The 18,633-nt window shown below is 35.3% G+C and carries 16 protein-coding genes; 14 read left to right on the forward strand and 2 right to left on the reverse strand.

Features of this window, described 5'->3' with window-relative positions; genetic code table 11:
* The 8 genes from ACIQ1E_RS10235 to ACIQ1E_RS10270 form a co-directional block, all read left to right on the forward strand.
* Nucleotides 1–337, forward strand: a 337-nt coding sequence (locus tag ACIQ1E_RS10235; protein WP_396171168.1) for a DUF2490 domain-containing protein, incomplete at its 5' end; no start/stop codon positions are given.
* Between the two features lie 18 nt (nt 338–355).
* Complete coding sequence (locus ACIQ1E_RS10240) at nt 356–1,030, forward strand: TetR/AcrR family transcriptional regulator (RefSeq protein WP_396171170.1); 675 nt, start codon at nt 356–358, stop codon at nt 1,028–1,030.
* A gap of 3 nt (nt 1,031–1,033) precedes the next feature.
* The gene (locus ACIQ1E_RS10245) at nt 1,034–2,692 is read left to right on the forward strand and encodes a peptidase domain-containing ABC transporter (RefSeq protein ID WP_396171172.1); all 1,659 of its coding nucleotides are present in this window, start codon (nt 1,034–1,036) and stop codon (nt 2,690–2,692) included.
* A 4-nt stretch (nt 2,693–2,696) separates the two neighbouring features.
* Nucleotides 2,697–4,046: an HlyD family secretion protein gene (locus ACIQ1E_RS10250; protein ID WP_396171174.1), complete on the forward strand. Its 1,350-nt coding sequence runs from the start codon at nt 2,697–2,699 to the stop codon at nt 4,044–4,046.
* Nucleotides 4,046–5,455 (forward strand): TolC family protein, encoded by a 1,410-nt coding sequence (locus ACIQ1E_RS10255; protein ID WP_396171176.1) that lies wholly within the window; start codon nt 4,046–4,048, stop codon nt 5,453–5,455. The genes ACIQ1E_RS10250 and ACIQ1E_RS10255 overlap by 1 nt, the downstream gene beginning before the upstream one ends.
* Nucleotides 5,456–5,496: 41 nt before the next feature.
* Nucleotides 5,497–6,315, forward strand: coding sequence for a type I methionyl aminopeptidase (gene map, locus ACIQ1E_RS10260; protein ID WP_396171178.1), 819 nt, complete (start codon nt 5,497–5,499; stop codon nt 6,313–6,315).
* A 61-nt stretch (nt 6,316–6,376) separates the two neighbouring features.
* Entirely contained in the window at nt 6,377–6,751 is a 375-nt protein-coding gene (locus ACIQ1E_RS10265) for a GxxExxY protein (RefSeq protein WP_396171180.1), read from the forward strand.
* 75 nt (nt 6,752–6,826) lie between these two features.
* Complete coding sequence (locus ACIQ1E_RS10270) at nt 6,827–7,591, forward strand: class I SAM-dependent methyltransferase (protein ID WP_396171182.1); 765 nt, start codon at nt 6,827–6,829, stop codon at nt 7,589–7,591.
* 75 nt (nt 7,592–7,666) lie between these two features.
* Here ACIQ1E_RS10270 and ACIQ1E_RS10275 read toward each other — a convergent pair whose 3' ends face one another.
* Nucleotides 7,667–10,480 carry a M16 family metallopeptidase gene (locus ACIQ1E_RS10275; protein ID WP_396171184.1) on the reverse strand — a complete coding sequence of 938 codons (2,814 nt, stop codon included), beginning with the start codon at nt 10,478–10,480 and terminating at the stop codon, nt 7,667–7,669.
* Between the two features lie 177 nt (nt 10,481–10,657).
* Between ACIQ1E_RS10275 and ACIQ1E_RS10280 the strand changes: the two genes are divergently transcribed.
* The 6 genes from ACIQ1E_RS10280 (at nt 10,658) to ACIQ1E_RS10305 (ending at nt 16,778) form a co-directional block, all read left to right on the forward strand.
* On the forward strand, nt 10,658–11,488 hold the full coding sequence (locus ACIQ1E_RS10280) for a restriction endonuclease (RefSeq protein WP_396171186.1): 831 nt from the start codon (nt 10,658–10,660) through the stop codon (nt 11,486–11,488).
* A gap of 92 nt (nt 11,489–11,580) precedes the next feature.
* Nucleotides 11,581–12,936 (forward strand): MBL fold metallo-hydrolase RNA specificity domain-containing protein, encoded by a 1,356-nt coding sequence (locus ACIQ1E_RS10285; protein ID WP_396171188.1) that lies wholly within the window; start codon nt 11,581–11,583, stop codon nt 12,934–12,936.
* Nucleotides 12,937–12,995: 59 nt separating this feature from the next.
* A complete protein-coding gene (locus ACIQ1E_RS10290; RefSeq protein ID WP_396171189.1) occupies nt 12,996–13,421 on the forward strand; it encodes an HYC_CC_PP family protein in 426 nt (141 codons plus the stop codon).
* Between the two features lie 74 nt (nt 13,422–13,495).
* Nucleotides 13,496–15,523, forward strand: a complete 2,028-nt coding sequence (locus ACIQ1E_RS10295; protein WP_396171191.1) for a TonB-dependent receptor plug domain-containing protein — start codon at nt 13,496–13,498, stop codon at nt 15,521–15,523.
* A 61-nt stretch (nt 15,524–15,584) separates the two neighbouring features.
* Nucleotides 15,585–15,935: a heavy-metal-associated domain-containing protein gene (locus tag ACIQ1E_RS10300; RefSeq protein ID WP_396171193.1), complete on the forward strand. Its 351-nt coding sequence runs from the start codon at nt 15,585–15,587 to the stop codon at nt 15,933–15,935.
* A 165-nt stretch (nt 15,936–16,100) separates the two neighbouring features.
* Nucleotides 16,101–16,778: a DedA family protein gene (locus ACIQ1E_RS10305; protein WP_396171195.1), complete on the forward strand. Its 678-nt coding sequence runs from the start codon at nt 16,101–16,103 to the stop codon at nt 16,776–16,778.
* Between the two features lie 56 nt (nt 16,779–16,834).
* Here the strand turns inward: ACIQ1E_RS10305 and ACIQ1E_RS10310 are convergent.
* On the reverse strand, nt 16,835–18,633 hold a 1,799-nt coding region (locus ACIQ1E_RS10310), incomplete at its 5' end, for a hypothetical protein (protein WP_396171197.1).

Here is an 18,633-nt window from a genome sequence, read left to right on the forward strand (position 1 = left end):
ATATACATCCAATGGGTATCGGAATAGATTTAGATATAGGTTATCGGCAATAGTGCCATTGAATAGTAAAAAGATACAACCTAAAACGGTATATGCACAAATTTGGAATGAGATTTTCTTTACAAATCAAGAGCCTTTTTTTGAAAGAAACCGTTTTTTTATTGGAGGAGGCTATGAGTTTTCAAAAAATCTTGCCGTTCAAATGGGTTACATTTATCAATTTGATTACAAAATAAATGATGAAACAGGGCGCGATTTTTTGAATCTGTCGCTTTTATATAATTTTAATTTAATAAAAAACAAGGAAAATGGATTTATGCCTACAGTGTCAGATTAACAATAATTCTATTTAAAAATGCAAGACATACTTTCAAATATAATCATTTCGGTCAATCCAAAATTGTATGTAAAAAACCCTGAAACATCTGAATTGGGAAGGAAAATTATTCAAAATAGTATTATTCTTATAGATAGCATTGGATTTGAAGATTTCACTTTTAAAAAATTGGGTGAAAAAATTGGTTCCAACGAAAGCTCTATTTACCGCTATTTCGAGAGCAAACACAAAATGTTGCTGTATCTCTCGTCATGGTATTGGGGCTGGATAGAATATAAACTTGCGTTTGCCACGACAAACATAGACAACCCAATGGAACGCCTTAAAAAGGGGATTGTCGTAGTGACAGAAAAAATCGAAGATGACGTATCAACTTTACATGTTAACGAATCGATTTTGAATAAAATCATCATTCAAGAATTTACTAAAACCTTATTGACAAAAGAGGTCGATGAAGAAAACAAAGAAGGATTTTTCTTGGTTTATAAAAGAGTCATTAATCGGATTTTAGAAATGATTTTGGAGGTCGATCCTGATTATGAGTTTGCAAAAAGCTTGTCGTCCTCTATCGTTGAAGGGGCGTTGCATCAGCATTTTTTAAAAGACCATTTAAAAACAATTACCAATTGTAACGAAAGTATTAGTCCAACCGATTTTTACATCAACTTAGTAGAAAATTTACTTAAAAAATAAAAAATGACATCATTAAAACGATTATTCAATCTCTTAGAATTAGATAAAAGGGATGTTTCGCAAATATTTTTTTACGCCATTTTTGCTGGGATCGTGAGTTTGTCACTACCACTAGGAATTCAAGCTATCGTAAATTTTATTCAATCAGGCCGAGTGAGCGCTTCCTGGATTGTTTTGGTATTTCTAGTCGTTATCGGGGTGGCTTTGGTAGGTATTTTGTCATTAATGCAGCTGCGAATTACTGAGAATTTACAACAAAAAATGTTTGTCCGTTCTTCTTTTGAATTTGCTTCTCGTTTGCCAAAAATTGAATTCAAGGAACTTTATGATTATTATCCCCCAGAATTAGCCAATCGTTTTTTTGATACATTGACCATTCAAAAAGGGACGTCAAAATTATTGGTCGATTTTTCGGCAGCTATTTTGCAAATTATTTTTGGAGTTGTTTTATTGTCGCTTTACCATCCGTTCTTTATGGTTTTTGGAGTTTTGTTGATTGTTGTTTTGTATGTTATTTTTAAATTTTCCTATCAGAAAGGAACGCAAACAAGTTTAAAAACATCTAAAAATAAATATAAAACTGCTGGCTGGTTGCAAGAAATTGCTCGAAATAATTTTAGTTTTCGTAACGAGTTGAATTATGATTTCGCTTTAGAAAAGAACAATAGCATCATTAAAGATTATTTATACAGTCGCGAGAATCATTTCAATGTTATCAAAAGACAATTCACGCATCTTATTGTTTTTAAAGTATTAATAACGGCGAGTTTGTTGATAATTGGTGGCTACTTGGTATTGAGTCAGGAAATGAATATTGGACAATTTGTGGCTGCGGAAATCATTATTTTATTGGTAATAAATTCTGTAGAAAAAATAATTCTTGGTCTAGAAACTTTTTATGATGTATTGACCGCAGTAGAAAAAATCGGGCAAGTTACCGATATGGAATTAGAGGCAGAAGTTGCCACTGAGCATAAAAGTTGTTATACTAATATTAGCCTAGAAGCTGAAAATATGGGATTTCAATTTCCTGGGACTAATTTTGGGAGTCTAAAAGACATTAATTTGAAAATTAATCCTGCTGAGAAAGTTACAATTGATGGTGAGAATGGATCTGGAAAAACTACTTTGATTCGAGTTCTTTCTGGTTTGTTGCATCATACCTCGGGTAATTTGTTTATCAATGATGATACTTTTAGAAAAATTGATGTTAAGCAATTCCGCGCTAGAATTGGAAGTATTATTCAGGGAGAAACTCCTTTCGAAGGGACAATTCTTGAGAACATTACTTTCAACGACAAAAGCGTTACTAATGAAGATTTGAGATGGGCACTAGATGCAGTTCAGTTAACTGGGTTTGTAAAAACATTGCCAAAAGGGCTCGATACTAGGGTTTTTCCTGAGGGTAAAGAGCTTTCCTCGTCAAATGCTCAAAAAATACTATTGGCCCGGAGTATTATTCATAAACCCACGATTTTGTTTTACGAAGAACCCACCGATAAAATGGATGTAAAAGTGGCAAATGAAATTATTGATTTTATTTGTTCTGAAAAAAATAAATGGACAGTAATTGTTTCTTCTCAGAATCCGCATTGGTTAACAAAATGTACCAGAGAGATAACAATGCAAAAAGGAACAATTTTATCCGACATCAAAAAATAATAGTATGCTAAATTTATCCGATAAAAATTCAATTCAAAGTAGTGCTTTAGAAAAATATTCTACGGTTAAAAATTTGAGTGACAGACCACATTATAAAATATTAAATCGAATAATACTTGTCGTTTCCATATTTGGTATCATTGCGTTATTCCTGCCTTGGACGCAAAACATTTCAGGAGCAGGAGCAGTTACAACACTAAAGCCCAATCAGAGGCCGCAATCTATTCAGTCAGTAATATCAGGACGAATAGAAAAATGGTATGTTCAAGAAGGAGATTATGTCAAAGTGGGCGACACCATTCTTTTTATATCCGAAATCAAGGAGGATTATATGGATCCCAATTTGGTCAAAAACACCAAAAATCAAGTAGATGCCAAAAAGCAATCTTTGCAATCCTATGGTTCAAAAGTGGCAACACTAGCGATTCAAATGCAAGCTATAGAGCGAGAAAAAGGTTTGAAACTCAAACAAGCTGATAACAAAATCAAGCAAGCCGCTTTGAAGATAAAAAGTGATAGTATGGATCTTGTGGCAGTAAGAACCCAATTGAAAATTGCCAACACCCAATTCAATCGATCGTTGCAATTAAACAAAGAAGGTTTAAAAGCGCTGTCTGATGTCGAGGAGAAACGATTAAAACTCCAAGAAGTGGAAGCGAAAATCATTACACAAGAAAATAAATTTTACACTAGTAAAAATGAATTCATCAATGCTGAAGTCGAAATAAACAGAATTAATGCTGAGTATGCCGAAAAAGCTTCTAAAGCGCAAAGTGATCAATACACAGCCTTGAGTAATCAATTTGATACAGAAGCTCAAGTAAACAAATTAGAGAATCAATATGCTAATTATAGCATTCGAAATGGAATGTATTACATCAAAGCTTCACAGAATGGTTATATCAACAGAACTTTGCAATCAGGAATTGGCGAAAATATTAAAGAGGGCACTCCAATCGCAACAATACTACCGTCAAAATACGATATTGCTGTAGAGTCTTTTGTAGATCCCGTGGATTTACCTTTGATAAAAAGGGGGGAAAAAGTAAGAGTATGGTTCGACGGTTGGCCAACAATAATTTTTTCAGGATGGCCTGATATGTCATACGGTACATTTGGGGGTGAAGTTGTAGCGATTGAAACCTTCATTAGCGACAATGGGAAATTCAGAATTCTGATTGCTCCAGACAAAACTGAAGCGCCTTGGCCTAAACAGTTGAGCATTGGTTCTGGTGCACAAACCTTAGCCTTGCTGAATACGGTGCCAGTTTGGTTTGAGTTGTGGAGAACCCTGAACGGATTCCCGCCTAATTATTATCAAGGCAAAGAGAAACCATCTAAAGAAAAGAAATAATGAACAAGCTTCTTTTGCTATTTATTTTATGGGGGACTACAATCTATAGTCAAACCAAAACAGATCCTCAATTGCCATCGAATCTCACAGAAATGAGTTATAATGAGTATTTGGGTTTTGTAAAAAAGTACCATCCTTTGGTGAAGAATGCCAATTTGGAAATCAGCAAAGCTCAAGCCAATTTAATGATGGCTCGCGGTGGTTTTGACCCCAAATTGGAATTGGATTACAATAAAAAACAATTTCAAGGAACCGAGTATTATTCGATAATGAATAGTAGTTTCAAAATCCCGACTTGGTACGGAATCGAAGTAAAAGCGGGTTTTGAAGATAATGAAGGATATTATTTGAATCCACAAAACAAGACTCCCTATAACGGTGTTGCTGCCCTTGGAATTAATGTTCCCATCGGGCAAGGCTTACTTATTAATCAGCGAATGGCTGATTTGCAAAAAGCCAAGATTCAAGTTAAGCTGAGTCAAGCCGAGCAAAAGCTAATGGCTGTTGCCATTTTGTATGATGCTTCGGTAGCTTATTTTAATTGGAAAAAAAACTACGAAGAGTACAAGCTCTACGAAACCTACAGTTCCAATGCGCAAATACGATACGATGGCGTGGAATCCTTGATTAAGCAAGGAGATAAACCCGCAATTGACAGCGTCGAAGCTGGGATTGTTGTCAAAAACAGGCTTTTGTCACTCGAAGATTCGAAATTGAAGTTAGCCAAAGCCAAACTAGAACTGTCTAATTTTTTGTGGTTGGAAAACAATATTCCATTAGAGCTGGCAGATGCCATAATTCCTGAAAAAAAGTTGGGTCAAACCATTCAAGAAACTTTAAATATAAGTGATTTGGTCAATCAAGATTTTTCACTGTTGAAACATCCCAAAATCGAAGCCTTGCAAAGTAAAATCGATATGTTGACAGTAGACAAAAGAATGAAAGCCAATATGCTTTTGCCTAAAATTGATGTGGGCTATTCTTATTTAGCGCAGCCAGACCCCACAATTCCTAATAATAACGAGAATTATAAAGTGGGAATTGATTTTTATTTTCCTTTATTTCTCCGAAAAGAGCGCGGAAGTTTGAAAATTGCCCAGTTCAAAATACAGGAATCCGAGTTTAATCGTGACCTTGAAAAATTGCAGTTGACGAATAAAATCACTGCTCAAAAAACTGAAATAGAGTCCTTGACCAAACAACAAAAATTAGTCAATAATTTGGTTAGTGATTATGATAAGATGCTGAAATCAGAAGAGCGATTGTTCAACATCGGCGAGAGTTCCTTGTTTCTTATTAATACGCGAGAAAATAATTTGGTAAGCGCTCAACTTTCTCAAATTGCTCTCGAAAACAGGTTTTATACTTCCAATTCTGAACTGTATAAAATTATGGCGAATCCGAATTAAATAATTTTTAAATTGTATTTTTGCCGTCTGAAATTTGAAATATGATTATTCAAAAAACCCGAGAGGAAATCGAATTGATGCGCGAAAGTGCGTTGATCGTATCCAAAACATTAGGAATGATTGCTTCTGAAATCAAAGAAGGGGTCAGTACATTATACCTTGACAAGAGAGCAGAGGAATTCATCAGAGACCATGGAGCAGTGCCGAGTTTCTTGGGTTTGTACGGCTTTCCTAATTCCTTGTGTATGAGTCCCAATTCCCAGGTTGTACACGGTATTCCAAATAATAAGCCTTTAGAAAGTGGTGATGTTATTTCTGTAGATTGTGGCGCTTTCAAGAATGGATTTCACGGCGATCACGCCTATTCATTCGAAATAGGCGAAGTAGCTCCTGAAACCAAAAAACTTTTGCAAGTGACCAAAGAGTCGCTCTATGTTGGCATCCGAGAATTAAGAGTCGGAAATAGAGTAGAGGATGTGGGTAATGCCATCCAAAAATATACTGAAGGGCACGGTTACGGAGTCGTTCGCGAATTGGTGGGTCACGGATTAGGTCAAAAAATGCACGAAGATCCAGAAATGCCTAATTATGGAAAACGAGGTCGTGGCAAACTTCTTATCGAAGGAATGGTGGTTGCTATCGAGCCGATGATCAATATGGGTACCAAAAATATCAAGCAACACAAAGACGGCTGGACAATTACCACCGCAGACGGAAAACCTTCCGCTCATTTTGAGCACGATGTAGCAATAATAGACGGAAAACCTGAAATTTTATCAACTTTCGCATATGTTTACCAAGCACTAGGAATCGTGAGTAACGAGGAAGATGAGTTTAGAAAAGTACCCTTGTTTATTTAGACACAAATTCAGCTTTTTGACACAGATTTCACAGATTTTCACAGATTAAAGTATTTGTAAAATGGAAAATTTTTATTTGAAAGAGGAGACGTATCAAATTATAGGACTTTGTATGGAAGTACACAAAATACTTGGTAAAGGGTTCAGTGAAATCGTATATAAAGAAGCATTACAATATGAATTTTCACAAAAAGGAATCCCTTTTGAAAGAGAGAAAGCGTATGAAATTGAGTATAAAGATATAATATTATCCAAAGGATACTTCGCTGACTTTGTAGTTTTTGATGAAATAATACTAGAAGTAAAAGCAATCAGTCAATTAACAAGTAGTGATACAGGGCAACCGTTAAATTATTTAGCTTGTTCAAAAAATAAAATTGGGCTCGTAGTCAACTTCGGAGAAGACAGCCTCAAATACAGAAGAGTTATTCTCTGACTTCGTTAAATCTGTGAAAATCTGTGAAATCTGTGTCGGTTTTCTTCAATTATAATTTGTGTTTAAATTTTTACTATGAAATCAGTGTTCAAAAAAATCCTTAATACAGTGCCTCGTCCGTTATTAATTCGTTTGAGTTATGTAGCGCGACCTATTATAGCTTTTACTTTAAAAGGCGATAGATTTACGGATCCTATTGATGGAAAAAGTTTCAAAGCAATGTTGCCCTATGGCTACGAAGTCCAGCGTGAAAACGTATTATCGCCAAGCACACTATCGCTAGAAAGACATCGTTTGTTGTGGTTGTATTTAAAAGAGCAAACCGATTTTTTTACAACACCAAAAAAAGTACTGCATTTTGCACCAGAACAAATTTTTTACAAATTGTTTCGCAAGCAAAAAAATCTTGATTACACCACCACCGATTTACTTTCGCCATTGGCCGATGTAAAGGCGGATATTTGTAATTTACCTTTCGAAGACAGTCAATACGATGTGATTCTTTGCAATCACGTATTAGAACACATACCAGACGACACCAAAGCAATGCAAGAATTGTATCGTGTTTTGAAACCGGGTGGAATGGCAATCCTTCAAATCCCGCAAGATTTAAAAAGAGAAGTTACCTTTGCCGATGACACAATTACCGATCAAAAAGAACGCGCCAAAATATTTGGTCAATACGATCACGTGCGTATTTACGGCCGTGATTATTTTGATAAACTAAGAAGTATCGGTTTTAAAGTTATTGAGGAAGATTATACTAACAAAATCTCTCCAGAATTGGTTGAAAAATACTGCTTGGCCAAAGGGGAGATTATTCCGGTTTGTTACAAGTAACTGAATTGTGAAAGCATAAAAAAAACCTGCTAAGTTTAATTTTAGCAGGTTTTTGGTTTTTATTGTTTTTTGGATTTATGATTTACTTTCTGGCATTAACATGCCAATTACTTTATCCTTAGTCAAATATTTTTTAGCGACAGCTTGAATGTCTTTTGCAGTAATCGCATTAATTCGTTCTTCGGTTTGAAGTACCTCTTCTGGACTTGTTGAATTGGTATAGGATCTAGTGAAATTGCTTAACCAAAAGCTATTTTCTTTGCTGTTCTTTTTAAAATCAAGCAATTCTGCTTCTTTGAATTTAATAAGATCTTTTTCGTCTGGGCCATTATCAATGATTTTCTGCAATTCTTTCAATGCTGAAGTGGTAAGCCTTTCGGCGTTTTCAGGTCCACAAGGAAAACTAATAGAAAAATCGTAAGATCCGTTTGGTACTTTGCCCATACTGCCTCTTGCGCCAACCCCGTAAACTCCACTTTCGTTTTCTCTTAATTCTTCAACCAACTTTATAGTCAATACTTCGCCTAAGGCTTTAAATGCCCTTGCTTCTTTTGTGTCATATTTTGTGTCTCCATAATAAAGGATAACAACATTAGTTTTTGGGTCCGATCCTTTATGTACTACTTTTTTCAAATCGCCCTTAATCATTCTGTATTCTAGGTCAGTAGCTTTCTCTTTTTTAGTAGATGAAGGTAATGAGGCGATGTATTTAATTGCATATTCTTCGATGATTTTATCATCGATATTCCCAACAAAGAAAAACTCAAAATCAGCTGCATTAGCAAAACGTTCTTTGTGTTTGTTGTAAGCCAAGTTATAATCGGTTTCAGCCCAAGTTTTTTCATCAGGAATTAAACCATTAAACCTCGGATTTTTTTGGTTTAAAAATGCTACAAACTCTTGTTGAAAATAAAAACTTGGTTGAGAAGCCATATTTTTAAAGTTGGCTGATTGCTTTTGTTTGTATGCTTCAAAGACAGCTGTATCTAGATTTACATCTGTAAAGTTCGCATAGACCATTTGGAATAAATATTCTAAATCCTTTGGTGTCGCATTTCCCGACATTCCTTCTGTAATCCCTCCAATACTGGGTCTTACGCTAGCTTTTTTGCCAGTCATAAATTTATTAATGTCATTTAGTTTAAGTCCTGAATAGCCTGCCTCGGTTACAGCTCCAGCAGCAAACTGAACTTTTTTCATATCCGCATCGGGATATAGATTGGTGCCACCAAAGCTTATGGCTTGAAAAAGGATTTCATTATTTTTGAAATCCGTAGTTTTATAGGTCACCTTGGCGCCATTCGATAAGAGTAGCGATTTCGTTCCTATTTTAGCATTTGTTTCTCGCTTTACAATTGTACCTGGTTTAATTTCGTTTCGTATCAAACTTTTGGCAACCGCTACATCTTCATAGGCTGTAATAGCATCCGTGTTCAGTTTTAACGCATCCAAAACCTCTTGCTCAGTGACTTTTTTAAGCCCTTCTTTTTCAGGTCCTGTTAGAATAACCACTCGATTGTCGTCCTTTAGATAGTCTTTAATCAAGTTGTTAATATCTTTCAATTCAATTTGAGGTATAATTTGTTTCATTGTCAAAAACTGCCATTCGATTCCTGGAACCGGATCTTTCTCTAAAAAGTGGGACTGATAATTGCCTACAAAATTATCTGAATTTGTTTTGTCTCTTTCATTATACCCTTTTTCCATTGAAGCAAGAAGACTTGCCTTTGCGCGATCCAGTTCTCCTTGGGTAAATCCAAATTTTTTCACTCTTTCATTTTCAGTAATCAATACCTTCAATGCGCTAAGCTGCTTGTCTTCTTGAGACATCGCTCCCGATTGAAATGCTTTTTTATTTCTAGCATATGTCCCCCCATAAAAAGAGTATCCGTAATTAAATGGTGGTGTTGGCGAATTGACAAGTTCACGAAATCGAGTGTTGATAATCGAGGAAAATAATCCCTCTGCAAAATTGTTTTTAAGATCTCCAATAGTAGTAACCGTTTTTGGAGCTCCGTAGTCTTTGTACATCAATTGTACCGATGCGCTTGTTTCTTCTTTATCACTTTCAATTGCAACGAAAGTTTCTTTGTGGTTGGGTACCTCAAAAGTTTTTCTTGGTCTTTCGTTTTTTGGGTTTTGATAGTTAGAGAAATGGCTAATGATTTTTTGCTCCATTTCGGCTACATCTATATCTCCAACAACGATAACACACATTAAGTTGGGGCGGTACCAATCTTTATAGAAACGATTCAAAGATTCGTAATTGAATTTTTCTAAAATTTCTTTTTTTCCAATAGGCAAACGATCAGCGTACTGTGATTTGTACATCATTTTCGGTAAATAGTTTGCCATCATTCTTTTTCCAGCACCAAGGCCGATTCTGTATTCCTCAAGAACAACTCCTCTTTCTTTGTCAATTTCATCTGGAGTCAAATTGGCGTTGAAAGCCCAATCCTCTATAATGTTAAATCCATTTTCAATTTTCTCTGGGCTGTCCGATGGAATAGGGAGAAAATACACTGTTTCGTCAAAACTGGTATAGGCATTTAGATGTTGTCCGAATTTAACACCAATGCTTTGTAAATAATCGACCAATTTATTTTTAGGAAAACGCTTGGTTCCGTTAAAATTCATATGCTCCATAAAGTGGGCTAATCCTTGTTGGTCGTCGTCTTCGAGTATTGAGCCAGCATTTACAACAAGCCGAAGATCAACCTTGTTGATTGGTTTTGCATTTTTTTTAATGTAGTAGGTCAGTCCGTTTGATAATTTTCCTGTTTTTACGCTAGGGTCAAAAGGGATTGTTTTTGAATAATCAATCTCTTGAGCGAAGATTGTAAATGAAAAGAAGACCAAGCCAAGAGCTAGCTTAAAAATTTGTTTCATAAGGTTGGGTTTTAATTGTTAGAATAGTCTTCCCAAAAGTACAAATAAAGACTATTTGAATTTAAAAATTTAACAGAAATTACTGATATTTTTAACTTTAAGTAAATCTAAGCAATTTACTTTTTTTGTATCTTTAACGTATTAAATCGTTTTCATCAATTGTTATAATTTTAGCGGATGAAGGTAATAAAATATTCTGGTGACATTGTTGATTTTAATCCACTTAAACTCAAACAATCGCTCATAAAATCAGGGGCGAGTCCTACTGTTGTCGCAACTATTTTGGGGGCCATTCAAAAAGAAATCTACGAAGGGATTTCGACCAAGCAAATCTACAAAATGGCTTTTGGTCTCCTTAAGAAAGCATCCAATTCGCATGCAGCAAGATATAATCTAAAAGAAGCTATTCGATTATTAGGGCCCGCTGGATTTTTCTTTGAAAAATATATTGCTCGGCTTTTTGCCTCAGAGCAATACGAAACGCGAACCAATATAACTCTTCAAGGCAAATGTGTTAGCCACGAAATTGATGTCTTGATCAAAAAAGACCAAATTATTTCGATGGTGGAATGCAAATTTCATATGGGAAAAGATGCCAATTCAGATGTGAAAGTGCCTATGTATATTTTGTCGCGATTGAATGATTTGAAAGATAAACAACACACCATTTTTTCTGGGAAAGAATCGATTTCAAAGTGTTGGATTGTGACCAATAATCGTTTTACAGCAGATGCAATTGCATTTGCAAAATGTTCAGGTCTGAATTTGTTAAGTTGGAATTATCCCGAAAACAATAACATCAGTACTAAAAATGCCGATAATAATTTATATCCTGTAACATGTTTGACTACATTATCATTGGCTGAAAAGGACAGATTGCTTGTGCTTGATTTAATTTTAGTCAAAGAAATTTTGCACAATTCGGACTGTTTAGAAAAGATCGGATTAAGCTCCAATCGAATCAAAAATGTTTTGAAAGAGGCGTCAGAATTGTGTGAATATATGTAGCCCTTCGACAGGCTCAGGATGACAATATATTTTTATCAACAGCCAACTCTCCCGATGGCTCGGGATTAACCGTTGGTTTTAAATCAGACATCATGAAAATTAAATTTATTGGCGGAGCGGGGACCGTAACGGGTTCGAAAACTTTAATAGAAAGTAAAGGAGTGAGGATTTTAGTAGATTGTGGACTATTTCAAGGGCTGAAACCATTGAGGGAACTCAATTGGGAACCTTTGCCTGTTTTGCCATCGACCATCGATTTTGTATTGTTGACTCACGGTCATTTGGATCATTGCGGTTGGTTGCCACGATTGGTCGACCAAGGGTTCAAAGGTAAAATTTATTGCACGAGTCCAACCAAGGATATTGCCAAACTCATTCTTTTGGATAGTGCCAAAATTCAGGAGGAAGAAGCTTTTAAGGCGAATAAAGAACATTATTCCAAACACGAAATCGCCAAGCCGCTTTATGATGTTAGACAGGCAGAAGCCGTTTTTCCGCTTTTTAGAGTAGTAAAAACCAATGAAGAAATTCCTTTGGATGCTGAAATATCGGCTGTTTTTACCAATGCGGGTCATATTATTGGCGCTTGCAGTATTGAATTGAAATTGGAAAATAAAACCTTATTTTTTTCAGGCGACATAGGTCGTGATGATGATGTATTGATGTTTCCTCCAACCAAACCCAAAAAAGCCGATTACATTTTCTTGGAAAGCACTTATGGAAATCGGTTGCATCCTGAAACAGATGCTAAGGCGGAACTCGAAATGTACATCAATAATACGGTCCAAAAGGGAGGGACTGTTATTATTCCGAGTTTTGCGGTAGAAAGAGCCCAATCTATAATGTATTTGTTATGGCAACTTAAAAACGAAGGTAAAATCCCAAATATTCCTTATGTTATTGACACTCCAATGGGGATTCGAGTATTGGATATTTTTGAAAATAACAGGAAATGGCATAAACTTCCGGAAGAAGAGTATGTGGCAATGTGTAAAATGTTTACGATGAATTCTGACTATGAGGAAACAATAGAAACCATTTATAACAAACAACCCAAAGTGGTCATCGCTGCTAGCGGAATGATTACTGGAGGCCGAGTTTTGAGTTATTTAGAGCGCTATATCGGCTTGCCAGAAACAACGGTCATCATTATAGGGTATCAAGCCGAAGGAACTCGCGGTAGAAAACTGCTCGAAGGCGCCAAGGAAATTAAATTTTACGGTAAATTTTACCAAGTAAAAGCTACTATTCTCGAAATAGAAGGCTTGTCAGCACACGGCGACCAGGAGGATTTATTAAATTGGTTATCTGAATTGGAAAACTCACCGAAGAAAGTATTTTTGGTTCATGGAGAAAGCGAAGCGTTTGAAGAGTTAAGTTTTAAAATCAAAGAAAAATACGGTTTTGAGTGTGAAATCCCTCAAATGGATCAAGAGTTTGATTTGTAGGGAATTAATTTTAACGTTTATTTTTGACTACTAGTTTTATTAAGTTGTAATTTCGCAGGATGAATTTCAAAAAGCACATCAGTTTTCTTTTGGCTCTTTTCCTATTGGTTTCCAATACAGGATTTGCTATCGATGTGCATTATTGCGGAGGGAAAATCGCTTCTTTAAAACCGGTTTATTGGAAAAGTTCGGAATCAATAAGCAAAGAGGAAGAAAGCTGTTGCCCGCCTAGTACCAAAAGTATTCTAAATAAAAAGGAGAGTTGTTGTAAAGATAAAGTAGTTCATTTTCAGAAAAAATCTGGAAAAATAACTTTAAACTCAATCACTTTTCAACCTGATTTTGTTTTTCTAATTGAAGATTGGAATCCTTTTATTTTTTCTGAAGTTTCTTATTTTGAAAACAATAGTGTAGCATCTTATTATTGCGATGCCAATGCGCCTCCGCTTTTCAAATTATATCAACAATATATTTTCTACGCCTGATTTTAATGTTTTATTGAAATCAAACCATTGTATTGGTTTGACTCTTCTTTTCAAAAAACATTAAAATTTAATACATGAAAAAACAAATTTCAATACTTTTATTGACCGTGTTGTGTGTGTTTGTATCCTATTCTCAGGACACATTGCAGGCTGTAAAAGTTGTTTCTAAAAACAAAGGCTTACAAAAATCCTCCAAGATTACTGCCAATACCACATTGGTCACGAGTAAGGAATTACTCAAAGCCGCTTGTTGCAACCTCGCGGAAAGTTTTGAGACCAATCCCTCTATCGATGTCAATTTTTCGGATGCGTTGACTGGGACAAAACAAATCAAAATGTTGGGATTGACAAGTCCTTATTTGATGATTGCCGAAGAAAACATCCCTTCGGTTCGTGGCGCTTCTCAGGCTTATGGCTTGTCATTTACGCCGGGAACTTGGATCGAAAGCATCCAAATAACGAAAGGCGCAGGCAGTGTAGTCAATGGATACGAAAGTATTTCAGGACAGATCAATACTGAATTAATCAAACCGATAGGTAACATGCCTTTTTTCTTGAATGCGTATGGCTCAACCGATTCTCGATTTGAATTGAATACCCATTTCAACGCAAAAATATCCGATAAATGGTCTACTGCTTTATTTGTTCACGGCAATACAAGAACGGGCAAAATGGATCGGAATGACGATGGTTTTCTTGATAATCCATTGGCAAAACAAATCAATGTGTTGAATCGCTATCAATATTATGATGCCGAAAAAGGATTGGTAAGTTTTATCAATTTTAGGTATATGAATGATAAAAAGCAAACCGGTCAAACCAACTTTGACCCAGACACTGACAAAGGGAAGACAACGGCTTGGGGTTCAGAAATCGATACCGAGAGATTGGATGTCTCATCGAAAGTGGGTTATGTTTTCAAAGATATGCCGTATCAAAGTATCGGATTTCAAAATGCTTTCAATATCCATAATCAGGAATCTTACTTTGGTTTAAATCAGTATAATATCAAGCAGAGTAGCTTTTATTCGAATTTGATTTTCAATTCGATTATTAGTAATACAATGCATAAATTCGCTACAGGTTTCAACTTTGCCTATGACAAGTACCAAGAATTTGTCAACGTAAATGATTACAGTAGAATCGACAATTCGATTGGTGCTTTTTTTGAATACACCTATGATAACGCTTCAAATTTCAGTTTAGTGGCAGGAGGAAGAGTGGATAATCACAATCGATTGGGTGTTTTTGTTACGCCAAGATTACACATTCGCTATAATCCTTGGGAGAAAGCGGTTTTGCGTGTTTCGGCTGGAAGAGGGAAACGAGCTGCGAATATTTTTGCTGAAAATCAGCCGCTTTTTGCCAGTTCAAGAACTTTTGATATTTTGGATACAAACGGAAAAACCTATGGTTTAGATCCTGAAATTGCTTGGAATTACGGATTGAGTTTCAATCAAAAATTTACCATTTTTGGTAAAAATGCCGATGCTGGATTTGATTTTTACAAAACCGATTTCACAAATCAAGTAGTGGTCGATTTGTATACTGCTCCTGCAATTCCGGCAACACATCAGGTTTTGTTTTATAATTTAAACGGAAAATCATTTGCTAATAGTTTGCAAGTTGATTTTAATGTTGAAATCGCAAAACATTTAGATTTGCGAACGGCTTATAAATATTACGACATTCAAACGGATTATTTGAGTGGAAGAAGTGAACGTCCTTTGCAAGCCAAACATCGATTTTTTGCCAATTTGGGATATGAAACGCATACGAGCGATAAGGGGAGTCTGTGGAAATTCGATTTTACTTACAATTGGATGGGACAACAAAAATTACCTGAAACGGCTTCAAATCCTGCTGAGGACCAATTACCGGTGTATTCACCTTCCTATTCTTTGATGAATGCACAAATAACTCGAACTTTTTCTTCTGTTTTTGAAGTCTATGTAGGCGGAGAGAATATTGGGAATTACACACAAGAAAAGGCGATTTTGGGAAATGAAAATCCTTTTGGAACAACCTTTGATGCTTCTATTGTTTATGCGCCCATTTTTGGGCAAATGTATTACGCAGGACTTCGATTTAAAATAAAATAAACAATTTCAATAGCAATGGCAATAGCAAAATCAATTTAGACAACAATTAAAATAGTAAATTATGAAAAATGTATTTTTAGGAATCATGTTGCTAGTAGTAACACTTTCTGTTCAAGCACAAGACAAAAAGAACAAAAACGCCAAATACACCATTGAGGTCAATGGCAATTGTGAACAATGCCAAAGGCGAATTCAAAAGGCTGCATTTTCAGTTAGCGGTGTAAAAATGGCGAGTTGGAACATCGAAACGCATCAATTAGACTTGACCTTAAATGAAGAAAAAGCATCAATAGCTCAAGTAGAAAAAGCGATTGCGAAAGTTGGTCACGATACCGCTAAGGTAAAAGCAACTCAAGAAGATTATGATAATCTTCATAGTTGTTGCAAATACGAGAGGTCAGAATCTAAGTAATAAGTTTGCAGTAAGTTCGACAATGATTTTTGAATCTTTCTAAAGTTGACAAATCAAGATAGGTTTTATTAATTATTTATTAAAAAACTGCATTTTCATTGACTTGATAGTGCTGTTTTGCTAAATTATAATTACTTTCACGACCGAGAATTTTAAAATATTTTTATGAGTAATTTCGATTGGACCCAATTGGTAAATCCAGAATTCTATATATTAATGGAATTTGGTGGCGTAAAACTGGGGTTGATAGTTGTCCTTTTCATCATTTTTGCCGAAACGGGTTTGTTTGCGGGATTTTTTCTACCGGGAGACAGTTTGTTATTTTTAGCAGGTATCTATAGCGAATTATTGACTCGTCAGATTTCTGTCGGTAACGATTTTGCTAATTTGGTATTATTGTCTTCATTAGTTGCCCTTGCAGGTATTTTAGGAAATATGGTGGGCTATTGGTTTGGAGTCAAAGGTGGCACTTACCTTTATAATAAGCAAGATACGTTTTGGTTTAAGGAAAAATATCTTTTGCAGGCTCGGGACTTTTTTGAAAAATATGGAGGGAAAGCCATAATTTTTGCAAGGTTTTTACCTATTTTCAGAACGTTTGCTCCTATCGTTGCCGGAATTGCAGGAATGAACAAATCCAAGTTTATGTTTAACAATATTCTAGGTTCGCTATTGTGGTCTTTCAGTATGATTTTTTCAGGACATTACCTTTCGGATTTATTCAAAAATCAATTCGGTATCGATTTGAAAACGCATATCGAAATGATTGTGATAGGAATTGTTCTCTTTACAACTGCCCCTGTTTTATGGAAACTGCTCAAAAAAAGAGTGGTTCATAAATAGTAAAATTAAATCTTAAAGAAACTCCGTTTGCGAATTGTGAACGGAGTTTTTTTTGTTTATTTTGTTGTAATGTTAATTTTTTTTTGTTCAGATATAAATTGACCATCGACAGTAAATCCTTCGATGAGTACTTGAATTTCTTTTTGATTTGAATTAGGGAATTTAACTTCAAAGAGTTGTTCCGCATCTAGAAAAACATTTGGAAACCACTGCATAGCGCCAAAAACGTCAAATTCTTTCGAAAATGCAAATTGGGTCTTTTGAAAAGTTTTGGTTTTCGCAAAACCCAGTTTAGTTACAATCGAGGTGTGTTTGCTTTTCATGTATTTTGTATTAGCCCCTTTTTTTAGATAAATTTTTACCGTTCCATTACCATTATTTGCTAAGACAGAAGAGTTAAATCTATCAATATAAATTTCATCCACCGTGCTCAATTCCAAATCAAATAAAATATTCAAGTCAAAGATTTGAACATTGTCTATAAATATGGCAGGCGCCATGTTGATTCCCGTATCTACAAGTTCGTCTCTTGTGCTCCTTATGTACACTGTAAATTCCTCATTTACGCCTGTGATATACCCATTTCTGCCTAAAAAATTTAAAACAGTTCCATTTTGTTTGGCGTCAATTTTATATCCTTTTGCGGTCGAATTATTCATGTCGTTTTCATGCGTCAAGATTGGTTTTTTGTAATTGTTTTTAACCATAATTTCGTTCAAGGCAATGGTCTTTTTTTCTAAATCAGCATCGGTAAAATGGTAGTTATTTTTTAAGTCTTTTATTTCAGGGCAAATCGTTGCAGTAAAATTTAATTTATTGCGGTAGTCTTCTTTGGCATTCAACATATTAACAACCATTTTGGTTTCGATTGGGATATTGCTTTCGTCCATTAATTCAAGCATGTAAGCGGTTGAATCTCGAGCAAAAAAATTGTCAAAACTGAATTTGTTATTACTGTCTACTGTTGCTTCCTCAAATATATTATCCTTCGTGGAAATCAGCATGACTTTGTACTTTTTTTTCGGGTTCAGTGCTTTTACAACCGTACCATTAATTGTGATGCCCTTGGTGAATTTATAACTTTCTTTCGGTTTGTAGGTGGTAATATTGTTCCAGCGGTACTTGCTTTTTTCCTGATTCAGCAGCAATAATTCCATATCATTTGCCCTAGTCACATTTTGTCGGTCATAATAAGTAAAGCTGCTGGCAACCGGTTTTTCTAAATATGCATTCAGGTACAAACTACCCAAAATTGAATTTTTTTGATCGTTGCTACGGCTGTCTTTTGGCAATACGCTGATGCTCAGATTGGCTTCTCTGGCAGGCACTTTTCCATATAGAATAATGTCGTCATTGGTTGCGAAACTTGATTCTAATAAAGGGGCAGCTTTCACAGCTTTGTTGATATAAACTAATCTTTCTGCAATTTCGTTTAAATTTTCATCAATTATTCCAATGCTATTCACACCATTTGGCAACTCATTTTTATCGAAAGTCAAGATTTGAATGGTGTTTTTATCATTGAAATTAAATTCTTTTTGAATGTGTTTTCCGTTTTGATGAACTAGTAAAATGTAGTTCTTATTTTGATATAAATTCGCCCCATCTGTATTGGTTTTTACCGAAACTTCCAAAACATTGTTCGGTAAATTGTTGTTGTAGCTTATGGCCATACCCGAATTGCTGGGTTTGGGCAATTGTTTTTGCAATTTGAGTTTGTCTGTGGCAATTTTCACAGAGTAAGTTTCATTCAAATCAGGAGTCAATTCCAATTTTCCGTAACCCATTTTGTTGGTAAAGAAAGTTGTGATGGTTGCACCTTTCGAATCTACCAAAAATCCCTCCATAATTTGTA

It is taken from the genome of Flavobacterium sp., from assembly GCF_044348915.1.
Classification (GTDB): domain Bacteria; phylum Bacteroidota; class Bacteroidia; order Flavobacteriales; family Flavobacteriaceae; genus Flavobacterium.